The following is a 14171-nucleotide window of genomic DNA, read 5'->3' as shown; positions in this document are numbered from 1 at the left end:
CGTCGCGCGAGAAAGCGTGCGCGCAGAAAAGAAGGGTATCCGCATTTCGCGGTTGGCATGGCAGTTTTGATTCTGAACACGAAACCGCATTTTGTGGTTGCTACGGGCCGCGTTTCATGGAGTTATAACCCGTATTTTGCGGTTGTCGCGCGGGCGAATCCCCGTTATGTGGCACGCAGCGCGAGAGTGCTGGAATTCGTGCATGAGAGCGGGTAGCTGAACCGGCTCCAAAAGCACGTGACCACGTAGCCAATGGTTACTATTATGGAGTCAAGTTCGGCGCGCGGGCGCCGATAACACGAACAGGGAAAAACACACATTGGCCATTTCATAACGGGGAAGCAGCGTGACGTCGATCCTAAAATTGCTGGCCGATAGCGTACAGGAACACTTTGGACGGCCCGTAAAGCTTCAGCGGTTGCTTGCGGCGACTCCGGACCTCCCTACAAAGTTAAGCGATTCAGCGCCGTGCATTCTGGCGTCAAGTGTGCCGGCGTGGCATCGCCTCAACGATGGCATTTCGCTCAACTTCCACGATCGGTTACCACGCGGCACGTTGATGGGTTGGAAGCGTATCGGCGGGGACTACCGTGGCTATAAGATCCACCGTCCAGAGTATGAGCAGATTTGTGTCGAGACGACTGTCAAAGGCTGGTGGTGCGACATTTCCGACGTGCACGGCTTTAGCGGGTCGAAGTCGAAGCTGTCTGAATTTTCTTCGACCGACGCGATGGTTGAACGGAACAGTCGGAACATGATCGACGAGATTACTCCTGAGAAGCTTGCAGAAAATCTCGCACACGACGAGATCCGCATTCTGCATAGGAAGAAAACGACTGACCACTTCGCCTGCTATCAATGGGATGGGCGCCTCTGGCTGATGAACTGTGGTGGGTCGCATCATTTTGCAGCGGCCAAATACATTGCCTCACGTCTGCCGCAGCGCGTGCCTCTGCAAGCGGACCTGCGCGTGTATGCCCTCAATGAAGAGGCAATTTCCTCGCTTCGTCGCGACTTCGAGATGTTCGTCGTGCCTAACCACACCGCGTTTTCGAACGGTTTCGTTGATGCGATGCGCAGCTTCGGCGCGACGTGGCATTGGCACGGGATGCCTGCGCCTTACAACCAGACCCGGGCCATTCTTTTGCCACGGGGTGAGCGTCGTTCGATGCATGTCGCAGAAGAGTTTGCCAAAGCCGGGGTCGTGGATCTTGGGCGACTCCTTTCCGACTTGGCGGCTAACCAGCATGAATCGATCGACCGACTTCGCGATCAATCAGTCGAACGACCGCGGGTGCGCATGTAGCAGAAGACGTGCATCCCAAAACGTCGCGGGGCATCATACGCGGCGGACTTTGCGCGCCTGTACGGGCTTGTATCGCCCGAACAGACGCCGACCTAACAACAACGGAAAACGATGACTATGCAATCTAAAGATACCGATGAATTGATGACGCCCCAATCCGCGATCGACTATTTCCGAACCTCCGACGGTGGAGGGGTGTTGCAAGCGGCAGCCAAAAATGCTGAATTCGATCTTCGAGAACCCGAAGAGGCGCGTGCGCCGGAGTTTGTTGCCGCCATGGCGCGCGCGAACGTGACGACCCTCAAACAGTTTGATGAAGTGATCGAACAGCACGCGGCCGTGTTACCTCGGTACTTCGACCACATTAGCACCCTAACGCAAAATGCGAAGAAAGGCCGAACATTGGCATCGTATCCGTTCATGGGCGAGCTGGTTCTCCTCCTCGCTTACCCGGAGCGCTTCGATGTTGGATACCTCACTGAAGTTGGCTGGGACGCCGACATCGTCGAACTGACATTCCGAGCTGCACAGGCAACGCGTGTTGACACGATGGAAAACATGCGAACGACAAGACCAAGCGACGCGTGATGAAGCCGCTGTGAACCGACGATAGACTTCGACACAAGACAATAGACTTTGACCCGAAACAATAGAGTTCAACGCAAATAGGGCGACGTAGCGGGTTGAAGTCGTCGCTCTTAACCTACGGCAATCCGTTAAACGCAGCCTTCCAGCTTGGGACCGTGCTCGTTGCCTGTCCCGATACGAATGCAGGGGAAGGGGCTACGCCGTGGGATATGGTCAATCACCACAACTTAAACATCGAAGATGACTGATAACACACAGGGCGATCTGCTCTTTATCCACACTGACCTGGAAGGCAGTGACCAGAGCATCAACACCAATCGCTTTTGTGTTCCAATCTACATAACCAATTCTTTCGGGATCAACCTTGCTAAGGAAGCAGATCTGGTCTCCGTTGAAGGGCAGCGGCCAAAGGTCCGAAGCGGCACCCTTACCTTCGTCCGTCACGATGACCAGATCTACGGCATTACGTGTCGGCACGTTGTTGAGGCATTGGAAGAGGCAGAGGCCGAAATCCGAAACGAATGGCAGGCGCACCCTCAACTACGCAATGCTACGCCACCGCCCGGCGGGCACCGAAGGTTTACTTTTCCTGCCCCGAACGAGCAAGTTCACATCAACGCTCAATTCCATAAGGCGCATTTAGACGCGTTCACCGGGCGCGGTAAAGATCTCGCCATCGCACGCATCCCGAGCGATACCTTCGCCAAGATCAAACGGGAAGCAATACCGGGCGATCGCGTAGGGCTCCCTCCCACTCCACACTCGCCTAGCTTGTGCGGAATTGCGACCGGGTTTCCTGAGCAGAGCCGGAAGCAGCGGCCGGCTAGCACGGTCGGAGCTGTCTTGAGCATGCCGACAGTCATCGCGTTCGCCCCGTTTGAAGAAATAAGCGAGTCCACCCTGTGGATCCATTCTGAGATAAAGCAACTGCCCGAGGCCAATAACCTCAGTGGCATGAGCGGCGGGCCCATTCTCTGGTCGGACGAGACTGGCTGGGGACTAACCGGAATCGTGAAAGAGGGGATGGATACCCATCCGGCGCTGCCGCTTGACGGCGTCACGCCGATCTTTGAGCGACCAAAAGTCTGGGTGGAGGGCGAGCCACTTACGCCCTCCCTCCTCGAAGAATTGATCGCGACAATTCCGGACGACGACCCTGACATTCCATACTGGGTTTCAACAGCGATCCCAATTAAACAGTGGCGGCAGTGAGCTCCATGAAAAGGAAAACGGTAAAATCAGAACGGGTTTGCACTTGAAACGTTACGCTGCAAGCAAAGCCGCCTAGGCGGCATTTTCTTGAACGCAGGAGCGAAGCGTTTACCCATTTCCGCACTGGAGGATTCCGTGATTGTTCCAGAACTGGCACGACGGGCAGTCCCGCAGGAACATATATGTCCCCTGTGAACGTCCACTGCTGACATTGCACTCGCAGGCCAGTTCGTCACAACTGGCGTCTGCGACAGCGCAGTGCTGCGGATTGCGGCTGTTAGCTAACTTAAGTTCAAGTATGTCGGGCGCAATTGTATTCTCACCTTGCTCGGCAACTTCGTAAATTATCGGAAAATAGAGCTTATGGATGAGTCAGACAAAGCCTCGACGGCGTCCCAACGAACTTGGGGAAGAGGTCTGCGCTATGCATGTCTGCGCTTTTTGCGGGTCGTGCTTTGGCGTCAAGGGGCAGCCTCAAACGATGTCGTTGATAGTCTCGCGGCTTGAGCTTACGTCGATTGCGGAGGAGCACGCGGAATGGGCGATAGAGCAGCGAGGCGACTGGGAGATCGTTTCGCGAGCGATTGGCTACATGGCAGCGATCCATGACGGTCCATGGCAAGGCAAGGCCTGGTTCGAAAACACGCTGCGCGTGTTGATGGAGGTCGCGGTGCCAAACACCGGTCTAGACGAAGATGCGGCTGCGTTCCTCATCGACCTCCAGCGTGGAGCAAACGAGTCATACCAACGGGCACCGGTAGCAAAGTCGGACCTTCGCGTAACAGACGAAGTTGCGGCAATGGTGACCACGTTCACCGAAGCTGGCTGCGAATACGGGCTCGTTTCCGATCTGCTGGACATGTGCGAGGGCATCTTTCACGGCGAGGCGATGGCGAAAGAGGATCGCTACACATTGCTGGTTGCAGCGACATCCGCTCCTTTTGTTCGGCAAGAGCGCAAAAAGCGAAAGATTGACAAAGCCGACGCCTAGGAAATCGGAATGGACAGCATTGATGACTTGGAGAAGGCGCTCGCTGACTTGGCAGCCGCGCGGCGACGCTTGGACGACTATGACGGCAACAACCCGAACAAGCATCGAACCGCTGTGGCAGAGGCAAGGGAGCGTGCATACAGGGTCGAACGTTCGCTCAAGCGAGCGCGCCTCATCGCGCTGACACACCGCATGACGAGGTTGAACTCGAACTGGATGAGAAGTACCCGAACACCAGGAGCAAGACCACAGTTGAATACGTGGGGAAGCGGTACATCAAGACTTTTACCGTTGGTGCCCACACCTTGTCCGGTGGCGTGAGGTTTTGGATCGAATCTTGGACAGAAGCAAGCTAGGAAAAGCATGAAGAAAACAAAACAAGGTAGCGATGCAACGTTCGCAGCACTGAGCGCAGAGATAGCGAAGGACATGCCGGGCTTCATGGACAAGTTGTTCGGCAAGGGGAAGTGGCAGTACGACGAGGTCGAGAAACTATACATAGCGCGTGACCCGAAATACGACGGTCCCGGGTTCGGGTTTATCGCGGTGAACCCCGATGGTACGTTCTTCACCGGAGTGCGCCCCACAGACGTACTTCAGTGAGCTAGGAAAATTGATTTGCCGGCGGCGCCGACCCTGGAAAACGCGTCGAGAAATCGTAGGAGCGGGTGAATGACCTTTGAGACGGAAGATTTCGCGGGGCGTAGTGCAGCCGCCCTGCAAGCTGAACAGCGTCAGCGTAACGGTGAATTGTTCGACTTCGCCGATAAATGCGCTCGACTTGCTTTAGAGATCGCCGGGCGACTCCGGGCCGTGAAGAACAGACGTCAGCTTGTCGCTGGCGCTTTTTTTGCGCGCTGCGTTACTCATTTTCAGGCGGCAATGTTGCTCGCGGAGTCCGGAATGACACTGGAATCTCTTGCGATGTCGCGTGGGCTCCTCGAGACGGTTTTCGTCATGCTTGCGATTGCTGAAGACGCGGTGTCGCCCGGCGAACTCGCTGCCCATGATTCTGCCTCCAGAGTGAAGCATGCGAATACTCTGCTGAACGCGAAGGACTACGGGAATGTTGAACCGTTCAAGGAAAAGCTACAGGACTTTAGCTCTTTGCACAAAGATTCAGCCACGATCGACATGCGGGAGTTTGCAAGGCGCGGTAAGGCACTAGCAGCCTACGACGGCTTGTATCGCCATTTGTCGCACCACGCAGCACACCCATCGCTTTCTGCCGTGGACGAATACTTCGAACGGCACGATGGTGGCAAGTTCAGTGTTCAACTGAAGCCTCTTTTTTCCAAGACTCCAGCAGCCGTCTTGAGTGCAGCAACAGGCATCCTGCTCGCATGCTTCGCGTGTGAAAAGTGTGGGCTTTCAATTGCGGACACGGACGTAAAGTTAGGTCAGACGTGGAGCGAGTGCGAAAAACTCGATCAGCGTTACAGGCCGTGGGCTTGATGCACAGGAAAACACGCGAGGGGGTTTCATGAAAGCATTCATCACGAGTCTTGTCTGTTGGTTGCGCGGCAGGCACAAGTACCAAGCCAAACGCTTGAGCGAGTACGGATACGACGTAAGCGGTACACGTTATCAATGCGCACGGTGCCCTCACCAGTACGAGATTTGGTCTTAAACCACGGAAAATTGGAAGGCGCGAACATGACCAGAATTCACGTACGTGGTGGCAAACCGTTAGCCGGGTACGCTCACGCCGGGATGCGCATAGTCGTTGTGCGTGGGGACTATGAAGCGCGCGTGGTCGAGCACTTGTTTCCGCACGGATTTGCCCCGGAACAGGCGTTGGAGATTGATAGCGCGCACGGCGCTAATCCTCTCTTCGTGAGGTGTGCGGAATACATCAACGAAGTCGAGTGGTCCGAGTTTCCGGACGGCGGACACCCGTATTTCGTTCCCGCATGACCAACGTCTATCGATCGGAAAAAGGAGAAAGTCATGGGATTTCTCTGTCCGGCGCGCGGTTCCGACTTCGGACAAATTCGATCCATCGCTTCATCACTGTGCCACCGCCTATTCCGAACCCCGACACCTTGGGTTAGCTTCTTCGAGCGGGCGCTAGCGCCTGAGAGGCAATACTGACGCTCTCTTTTATGGAGTTCCCCACGCCGGCTTCACAACCCAGCCATCACTAGTAAGTTCAAGGAAATTTTCGGCGTTGTACGTACCACCGTTCGTGGAAAGCACTTCAACATGCGTCTTCCGAAGAGTCGCTTCATCATCCCAATTCGGCCGCTCAACCAACTTCGCAACGTACTTGACTTGAACGGTTGTACCGTCTGCGGCATTGTCCGGGACCGATGAAGACCACGTGATCGATTGAATTTGTGTCTTCCCGCCACACATCCGGTTATTCGGCCTGGATGCCTTTTTCCCCTCGTCCGTTGCTGAATAATGGAACCCGGGAATCGCTCGACCGTCTTGATTGACGCTGATTGGCTCCTTTGAAAGCAAGCCAACCTTCACCAGCGCATCCGCCTGCCCCTCCTGATAGCCAACAGAGCCGCTGTAGTGCGGGAGATCAAAAGGAAGTGGTCCGCTGTCCACGCAAACGGCATCAATGGTATCCAAATGCTTTTGCACGGCCTTCACAAAGTTTTCCGGCGAAGGATCCGACTTGCCGTGACAACCAGCAAGAGTGACGCCGACTATGAGAGCGGCGCCTGTTCGGTTGAAATTCGAAAGCATTGATTTTACTCCAGCGAAAAGTATTAGAAGTGGTTGACGCTCGGGGCGCGATCCCCAACGGAGTCATTCACTAAACGTTGCGACGGCTAGGAGAGCACTCCCATCGCCGCGAAGCTTGGTTGGTGCGACAGGTTCAGGCGTCGCAAGCGAGCGATGGATCGGCCAGCACCCGGCCGACACGGGCACCCACATCCCGAGCAAACGATGAATCAGGCGTGCCGATGCGCACCGCGGTCGACGTGCCATCGGTCGCCATGCGCAGCCGGCCGAAGCCCACCGCGCCACCGCCCGCCATGTGAACGGTCAGATCGAGCGCCTGATCGGCCGTATCGGGAAAATACGAGCCGTCCATCGTGACGGAACCGACGAGAAAGCCGCAGCGCCGGGTGCGTTCCTGCGCCGAGCGCATCAGCGCGGCCGGCGAACTGGCGATCGTGACCGTCGCCCACGTAAGGCTGCTTTCCTTGCGTACGGCATCGACCGGCGCACAGGCAGCAAGCAGGGCAGGCACGAGGGTGAGCAGCGCAATCCGTTTCATCAATGGGTCTCGTCTGAAGAATGACGGGCAATATAGCGCAACTCCGGGCGATGGAAGAGTCCGACGCCCTCCGCGGACGTGTTGGATATTTTCCGCCACTTGGCGTAAAATATTGCGACACGTGGCGGAAAGGAGTTTGGAAATGGAACCGAGAACGCGACAGTTTGGGAACGGCACGCCGTTTCGCAGCCTTCTGCAAGCGTTGCAGACGCGAATTACGTCGTACGGGACGTACATCGGCAGCAGTGAAAGGACTCTAACCGTGGGGATGACGAAGGTCACCGATATGACGCCGTTGCAGGCACATGACATTGTGACGCACGGCTTGCCGGTTGTCCTTGCGCGGGAAATGATGGACGCGTACGAAGTCATCGCGCGTGAAGCGCTGCTTCAGGCGATCGGTGTGAGTGAACGCACTCTGCAGCGCGGCAGGGATGAAGACCGCCTGCTTGATAGCAACGCGACCGATCGCCTTATCCGGCTCGCGTCAATCACAGAACAGGCAATCGACGTTCTGGGATCGAAGGATGCCGCGGAGCACTGGCTTTCCACGCCCGCCATTGGACTGGACCAGCGCCGACCAATCGATCTGCTGCAAAGCTCCGAAGGTGCAGAACTCGTAAAAACGCTGCTCATCCGGATGGATTATGGGGTGTACTCTTGACGCCCTTGCCGACAAACCTCGGCACGAGCACGTTGAGCGTATGGAGACTTGAACGGGAGAAGCATTTTCCGACGTGGTTTGCGGCCGAGGGCGCGTTCCTGGCGGGTGGCCGATGGTCTTCACCCGGGCAGCGAGTAATCTATGCCTCGTTAGATCCGTCGACCACCATTCTTGAAGTGGCCGTGCATAAGGGCTTCAACGTCCTGGATAGCGTTCCACACAGGCTGCTGGAAATCAGCATCGCCGCCGTGTCCATCGAAGTCGTGCGGCCATCAGATGTGCCTAACCCGCACTGGTTGAATCCAGGCGCTGTCAGTCCGAACCAACAAAAATTTGGAGATGCACTGCTTGCGTCGCATCCCTTTGTGATTCTGCCGAGCACAGTCAGCAAGCATTCGTGGAATCTACTGATCAACACATCGACGGCGACTAAATATTTTGATCTCAAGAACGATGAACGATTCGCGCTCGATCCCCGCCTGACATCCATCAGATAACCTTCGGTTTTTCAGTGGTAGTGCCCTTCAACCAAAGGCGAAAGTATGGAATGCTGTTTGGCACGAGGCGGGAAACGGGCGCGATAAACAGTAGGCGGAGCAATGGCAGCAGAAGCAACAGCAGCGGCAGCAAACGTAAGTTGGTTCACCGTCGTGGCGTCGAGTGCACTTACCAGCGCCGCCGTCAATGTCGGCTGGAACGCGTTTTCAAAGTGGCTGGACAGACGGCGAGAGAAGGCGAAGGAGAAGCAGCGCGTCGGTCACGTCAAGTTGGAGATCATGGATCAGCTCGAATCATTTGCGAACCGCTGCGCCAACTACATGTATGAGATCCACGAAGGGTTTGACGAGTATTACCGGCACGAGCCGGAAGCATTCTCGCGGGTGCAACACGACATTCCGCTCAAATTCCACCCGGAGCCGCAGTGGGCGGAGCTACCTGTTCCATTCGTGGCGCCCCTAAAAGCGTTGGTACGCGAATACAGTGACACCGGTGCGTGGATCGCTCGAACTGGCCTGTGGGCGGACATACCGGAGCAGTATGAATTCGAGTTGGAGCGTCTGGCATTCTACGGCCTCGAAGTGCTCGGTGTGGCTGGGAAGATACGCAAGGAGATTAAGGCTGGGGAACGCGGAACAGTGCAGCTTGAAGGGTCGCGAAAGGAGTTTAACAAGCTGATCCAGCAGCGACGTGAAGGCTACAAGAAGAGTGCTTGCGACATAACGTTCATACCAGAGCTTGAAGCACTGTTCGAGCGAGAAATGCCTGATCTGAAAGCTCAACAACTGCGCGCAAGGAAGGCTGAGGAGTTGCTTCAGGCTGAAGAGCTGCGTTCAGCCTCACAAAAATCGGGCCAATAACTTGCTTCTTGTCTGGTTGGGGCGTTAGCGCGCTGAAAACTCGCGCACGCCGTCACCTTACTGGCGCGTGCTTACCCCTATGCTGTAGTAGTGCATCGAGGACAGGGTCGAGCCAATCGCGCATGTAGTGCGCCATAGCCTTCGGTGGGACACTTGGGTCTAGTTTGGTCGGGTCAGCCGATGCGAGCGGAACGGGATATCGTCCGCGCCACAACACCACTTCGGCGAGGTCTCGACAAATATTTCGCATTGCCTGCTTGTCCCCGTCGGTCCGAAGAACGAACTGGAATCGATCGCCAAAAAGTTCAGCTGCTTCCGCCAGCGCGAGCAGGTTACGACCGCTCGACATCGGTACGCCGAGAGCTTTCAGTTCAGCGTGCGTCGCCTCCCCAGCGCCATCCATCGTGACACGGACCTCGATTCTGGAGGGATGATTTTCAATGATCCACGCCTTTAGCGCGGTTTCGAGCGCGAGGCCGTAAAGCAGCTTTGCGCCTTCTAATGCCTCAAGCGTGCCCTCCAGATCCAGCTCCGCCTTACCGTCCCTGGCTTCGGCGACTGCGGCGATAAATACCCGGCAGAACTCCTCCCAAAGCAGGTCAGCAGATCGCCGTAAAGCGGCCGCGCGCTTTCGCCACGCGACGGGGTTTCTTGATTGTTCGAGGAAATCGGTTGCTGTCAAAATCGTTCTCGTGGTGGTTGGCTGCTAAAGCTCCGCGCGATTCTGCCGGGAGTTAATCCTCGCCAAGGACTGTGGTGGCCACGCGAGCATGCAGCGCTCGTCGCTCATTCGGCTGTTGAAACTTCGAAAGCTCTGCCCACGCTAAAGTCTTGGAGAATCGATGCCGTATACATGTCGATGTGGCTGATTCGTGCACCATGGCGATCTGTGAGGAATCCAAGGGTGCCGGGAGAGCACATCCGGCACATCATATAAGGATTAACGCTCAAATGAGAAGAAAAGTATCAAAGTATCTGACGCTCTTCGTCACGATCATGCTCGGAGTACACGGTATAAGCGGCCTCGCAGACGTTGCAAATGGACAGGTCGTCTCAGGGTTGGTGACGCTTTTGGTAACCGCAGTTCTCATCTTGCTCCTCGTTCGTCGATATCGAACCATTCGACGGTACGAGAATGAAACATATGAGTGGTACGTTGGGCAACATCCAATGCTAAGCGGAAGTAAGCCATCGTGTGTGAGTTGCGGTGCGACTTTCTTGCAGACGCGCCGCTTGATGCGATACACATACACTCGTGAGCATTTTTGCGGCACCTGTGGGACTGGCCTCTATTATTCGGACGAGCGTTAAAGACGATCTACGATCTGCCTGTACCTACACAACTACAACCAAAACTATGAGAATCCAAGGTCTATTCGGTCGTACATTCTTAGCGGCGGCACTGATGATCAGCGGTATCGCGGTTGCCGGCGAGCCCGTCGACGCTTCGGCATTTGATATATCCGGGGTCCGGCTGGGTATGTCACCAGATCAAGTAGCCGACGCTCTGATTGCACATTTCCATGCCAAGCGCACAAGTCTCACAATTACAAAGCAGGTCCCCTTAGCGTTGCACAAAGAAGCCGTAACTGACATTGCGTTCGAGAAAAATCCAGGAGAACGAGTATCAGTGCATTTTGAAACGAAGAATCCGATCGATGTCAAGAGTCCGATGGCAGCGGACATGATCAGCTACAACGTCCCGCTGACCTCCGAGAACCGTACTGGAATGCACGACGCGGCGATTAAGAAGTATGGACCACCGGCCGTACACTCGGCTGCGGGCGATGGATGGTGCCTGGACTCAACCATCATGGCGTGCAAGACCAATCAAGCGCGCCTTACACTGGAAGGCACCGCACTTCGACTGTTCGATGATCGATATCTTGACCGGCGCAATCGGCTCTTGGAACAACAGGCAAACCGTACGCCCAGCCTATGATGACAGTTCGCATTTGCCGCGAAAGCTGAAGCGCAGCTCGATGAAAAACGCGAGTCGCGGATGCCGGGTTCGCGGAGTAATCGACTGAGAGCACCCGCCCACATGTCGGGCAGTGCGGCTTTCACGGTGACGTAGGTCGTGTGCCAGCGAGCATCGATCGACGGCAGGCGAGGGTGCCACAATGGCAGTGCGAACCCTCCTCTGATGGACTCGCAAAGTCGTGTAGGTTGCATTGCTCGCCGCGTATGCGTTAGGGTGTGCGTCTGACGCGCATGGGCGGACATCAGACAGAGGGAGAATCTATATGAACAAACAGGAACTCATCGACGCAGTCGCAGCTGGCACCGGCGAAAGCAAGTCGAGCACGGGCGAGGCACTCGATGCGATCATCGCGGCCATCACGGCCGAAGTGACCAAGGGCGGCACCGTCCAACTGATCGGATTCGGCTCGTTTTCGACAGGCAGCCGCGCCGCGCGCGTGGGCCGCAACCCGGCCACCGGTGATGAAATCCAAATCGCTGCGGCGAAAACGGTGAAATTCACTGCCGGCAAGGCGTTCAAGGATGCCGTCAACGGTCAGTAACCGGCAGGGCCTCGCGCTGTTGAGTGCGTCCCATTGTTCCAGCCAGTCTCCCGCGGTTGAGATCGCTGGATCTCTGTCGCATTGAAACCATTGGAAATTGGGATCCTGTAGTCGCGGGCCTGTGATGTCTGCGACCGCCAGTACGGGGTGCGCGGCGGCGCGAAAACCATCCGCCGCGGGGTAGCGCCGGACGGTCAGGCCTCGCCGTGACTTGCGCACATTTTTAGCACCGCGCCAGACGGGGCGCTGGCACTGTGCCGCAAGGTCTGGTCTCGCTACAATACGATCACCGATCAGACGGGGTTTTTCCTAAATCACATGAGTTCCAATCGAGGTTCGGGTAGCGCGGGCCGATCTAGACGCCCCCTCTCGAAAGCCATGTTGTTACCCATGGACGCGTTGTCCGCGCGGGAGCGGTCGCTCTCGTATCACTTGGCGCTCGCGACATGCCGGCGCTGTCACGGAAACAACTACCTGTTCAACGAGCTGATGCGAACAGTGTATGTTGCGTGGTTTCTCCAGCAGGCGGGGTTCGGTGCCGCGCCCGTTGCACTGTACAAACTCGTCGAACTTGCGGTCGAAGCTGCGCTGACGCTTGCGCATGAATCGGGAGAATGGCTGCTCGCCGACGAGGCGCTACCGGCGTTTGAACAGCTGCTGGCACTGCATGATTCGCAACTGACAGTCGCGCCACTGCATAAGGTCATCGACGCGGAGCGGCAGCTCGCGCGGTTCCTTCAGGGTACGGCGAGTTCGCCGATTCCCGAAGCAGATTGAACCGGCGCAGCGTCGGTCACCGGACACTTTACTTAGAACGTTCCGCCACCCTCGATGACATCTCAACCATTCGCAAATAGATAGGATGCCTATATAATGTTGATAATTTGATTTATGTCAAATTCTAGTCTTGTCCCATCTACAAGATGAGCGTGGCGAGGCAACCGCGCAATCCTCATGCCGAGCCACACGCGCAGCTTCTGCTGCGGAAGCACACCAGAACACTACTGACTAGAGCCCCGCGAGGAATCTCGCCGAGAAAAAACGCCAACCTGTATGGGTCGGCGTTTTGCTTCTAGTATTACTGGTATCAGAACTGGTTCATGGTGTTGTCTTTACCCGCCGCTTTCAGAGCCGCTTCACCGCTGAAGTACTCCTTGTGGTCGTCGCCGATGTCCGAGCCGGACATGTTCTGGTGCTTCACGCAGGCGATGCCCTGACGGATTTCCTTGCGCTGCACGCCAGCCACATAACCCAGCATGCCCTGGTCGCCAAAGTACTCCTTCGCCAGGTTGTCGGTCGACAATGCGGCCGTGTGGTATGTCGGCAGCGTGATCAGGTGGTGGAAGATGCCTGCTTCGCGCGACGAGTCCGCCTGGAAGGTCCGGATCTTTTCGTCGGCAAGCTTCGCCAGTTCGGTCTGGTCGTATTCCACGCTCATCAGCTGCGCGCGATCATATGCCGACACATCCTTGCCCGCGGCCTTCATTGCGTCATACGCCTGCTGGCGGAAATTCAGCGTCCAGTTGAACGACGGGCTGTTGTTGTACACCAGCTTGGCGTTCGGGACCACTTTGCGAATTTCGTTGACCATGCCTGCGATCTGGGCGATATGCGGCTTTTCGGTTTCGATCCACAGCAGGTCAGCACCGTTTTGAAGTGCGGTGACGCAATCCAGTACGCAGCGCGCCTCGCCCGTGCCGGCGCGGAACTGAAACAGGTTGCTAGGCAGGCGCTTGGGACGCAGCAGCTTGCCGTCGCGCTTGATGATGACGTCACCATTGCCCAGTTCGTCGGCCGACAACTCCTCGCAATCGAGGAACGCGTTGTATTGGTCACCCAGGTCGCCCGGCGTATGGGTCACGGCGATCTGTTTGGTCAGACCGGCGCCCAGCGAGTCGGTACGGCACACGATGATGCCGTCGTCCACGCCCAGTTCCAGGAACGCATAGCGAATAGCACGCACTTTGGCCAGGAAGTCTTCGTGCGGCACGGTGACCTTGCCATCCTGGTGACCGCACTGCTTCTCGTCGGACACCTGGTTTTCGATCTGGATGCAGCATGCGCCCGCTTCGATGAACTGCTTGGCCAGGAGGTATGTCGCTTCGGCGTTGCCGAAACCCGCATCGATGTCGGCGATGATAGGCACGACGTGAGTGACGTGGTTGTCGATTTTTTCCTGAATCGCGGCCTTGGCGGAGCCAACGGCCGCGTCCAGCTGACGGAACAGGCCGCCCAGTTCACGCGCGTCGGCCTGGCGCAGGAAGGTGTACAGCTCGCGGATCAGCGCGC

At 56.7% G+C, this 14171-nt stretch carries 17 protein-coding genes; 13 read left to right on the top strand and 4 right to left on the bottom strand.

All coding sequences use genetic code 11. From position 1 onward, the window contains the following. Nucleotides 1–346 precede the first annotated feature (346 nt). The 7 genes from G3N95_RS14825 to G3N95_RS14795 all read left to right on the top strand — a co-directional run bounded on the left by G3N95_RS14825 (nucleotide 347) and on the right by G3N95_RS14795 (nucleotide 6014). Nucleotides 347–1306: a DUF6685 family protein gene (locus G3N95_RS14825; RefSeq protein WP_205970835.1), complete on the top strand. Its 960-nt coding sequence runs from the start codon at nucleotides 347–349 to the stop codon at nucleotides 1304–1306. Nucleotides 1307–1417: 111 nt separating this feature from the next. After that, nucleotides 1418–1894 (top strand): hypothetical protein, encoded by a 477-nt coding sequence (locus tag G3N95_RS14820; RefSeq protein WP_205970834.1) that lies wholly within the window; start codon nucleotides 1418–1420, stop codon nucleotides 1892–1894. A 240-nt stretch (nucleotides 1895–2134) separates the two neighbouring features. Beyond that, nucleotides 2135–3106, top strand: a complete 972-nt coding sequence (locus G3N95_RS14815) for a hypothetical protein (protein WP_205970832.1) — start codon at nucleotides 2135–2137, stop codon at nucleotides 3104–3106. Nucleotides 3107–3473: 367 nt separating this feature from the next. Then, nucleotides 3474–4097, top strand: coding sequence for a hypothetical protein (locus G3N95_RS14810; protein ID WP_205970831.1), 624 nt, complete (start codon nucleotides 3474–3476; stop codon nucleotides 4095–4097). A 363-nt stretch (nucleotides 4098–4460) separates the two neighbouring features. Further along, on the top strand, nucleotides 4461–4700 hold the full coding sequence (locus G3N95_RS14805) for a hypothetical protein (RefSeq protein WP_205970829.1): 240 nt from the start codon (nucleotides 4461–4463) through the stop codon (nucleotides 4698–4700). 69 nt (nucleotides 4701–4769) lie between these two features. After that, nucleotides 4770–5552, top strand: coding sequence for a DUF5677 domain-containing protein (locus G3N95_RS14800; protein WP_205970828.1), 783 nt, complete (start codon nucleotides 4770–4772; stop codon nucleotides 5550–5552). A gap of 201 nt (nucleotides 5553–5753) precedes the next feature. Beyond that, nucleotides 5754–6014: a hypothetical protein gene (locus G3N95_RS14795; protein ID WP_205970827.1), complete on the top strand. Its 261-nt coding sequence runs from the start codon at nucleotides 5754–5756 to the stop codon at nucleotides 6012–6014. A gap of 186 nt (nucleotides 6015–6200) precedes the next feature. On the opposite strand, the gene G3N95_RS14790 is transcribed toward G3N95_RS14795, so the two are convergent. Further along, nucleotides 6201–6797, bottom strand: coding sequence for a hypothetical protein (locus G3N95_RS14790; protein ID WP_205970826.1), 597 nt, complete (start codon nucleotides 6795–6797; stop codon nucleotides 6201–6203). Nucleotides 6798–6930: 133 nt separating this feature from the next. Continuing rightward, on the bottom strand, nucleotides 6931–7335 hold the full coding sequence (locus G3N95_RS14785) for a hypothetical protein (protein ID WP_205970825.1): 405 nt from the start codon (nucleotides 7333–7335) through the stop codon (nucleotides 6931–6933). 142 nt (nucleotides 7336–7477) lie between these two features. Here G3N95_RS14785 and G3N95_RS14780 point away from each other — a divergent pair, with 142 nt between their 5' ends. From G3N95_RS14780 to G3N95_RS14770, 3 genes are all read left to right on the top strand, one after another. Then, a complete protein-coding gene (locus tag G3N95_RS14780; protein ID WP_205970824.1) occupies nucleotides 7478–7999 on the top strand; it encodes an antitoxin Xre/MbcA/ParS toxin-binding domain-containing protein in 522 nt (173 codons plus the stop codon). Further along, on the top strand, nucleotides 7996–8496 hold the full coding sequence (locus G3N95_RS14775) for an RES domain-containing protein (RefSeq protein WP_205970822.1): 501 nt from the start codon (nucleotides 7996–7998) through the stop codon (nucleotides 8494–8496). Before G3N95_RS14780 ends, G3N95_RS14775 begins: the two co-directional genes overlap by 4 nt. 102 nt (nucleotides 8497–8598) lie before the next feature. Further along, nucleotides 8599–9357, top strand: coding sequence for a hypothetical protein (locus G3N95_RS14770; RefSeq protein ID WP_205970820.1), 759 nt, complete (start codon nucleotides 8599–8601; stop codon nucleotides 9355–9357). Between the two features lie 52 nt (nucleotides 9358–9409). Here G3N95_RS14770 and G3N95_RS14765 read toward each other — a convergent pair whose 3' ends face one another. Further along, nucleotides 9410–10039, bottom strand: a complete 630-nt coding sequence (locus tag G3N95_RS14765; protein WP_205970819.1) for a hypothetical protein — start codon at nucleotides 10037–10039, stop codon at nucleotides 9410–9412. Between the two features lie 723 nt (nucleotides 10040–10762). Here G3N95_RS14765 and G3N95_RS14760 point away from each other — a divergent pair. The 3 genes from G3N95_RS14760 (at nucleotide 10763) to G3N95_RS14750 (ending at nucleotide 12659) form a co-directional block, all read left to right on the top strand. Further along, the gene (locus tag G3N95_RS14760) at nucleotides 10763–11299 is read left to right on the top strand and encodes a hypothetical protein (RefSeq protein ID WP_205970817.1); all 537 of its coding nucleotides are present in this window, start codon (nucleotides 10763–10765) and stop codon (nucleotides 11297–11299) included. 304 nt (nucleotides 11300–11603) lie between these two features. Further along, complete coding sequence (locus G3N95_RS14755; RefSeq protein ID WP_201659244.1) at nucleotides 11604–11882, top strand: HU family DNA-binding protein; 279 nt, start codon at nucleotides 11604–11606, stop codon at nucleotides 11880–11882. Between the two features lie 489 nt (nucleotides 11883–12371). Further along, nucleotides 12372–12659, top strand: coding sequence for a hypothetical protein (locus G3N95_RS14750; RefSeq protein WP_241018540.1), 288 nt, complete (start codon nucleotides 12372–12374; stop codon nucleotides 12657–12659). 310 nt (nucleotides 12660–12969) lie between these two features. Here the strand turns inward: G3N95_RS14750 and G3N95_RS14745 are convergent. Beyond that, the coding region (locus tag G3N95_RS14745; RefSeq protein ID WP_205970816.1) for an isocitrate lyase at nucleotides 12970–14171 on the bottom strand (1202 nt) is incomplete at its 5' end.

This window comes from Paraburkholderia sp. Tr-20389, assembly GCF_017104565.1.
In the GTDB taxonomy this organism is placed as follows: Bacteria; Pseudomonadota; Gammaproteobacteria; order Burkholderiales; family Burkholderiaceae; genus Paraburkholderia.
This window is presented reverse-complemented; position numbering and strand designations above follow the sequence as displayed.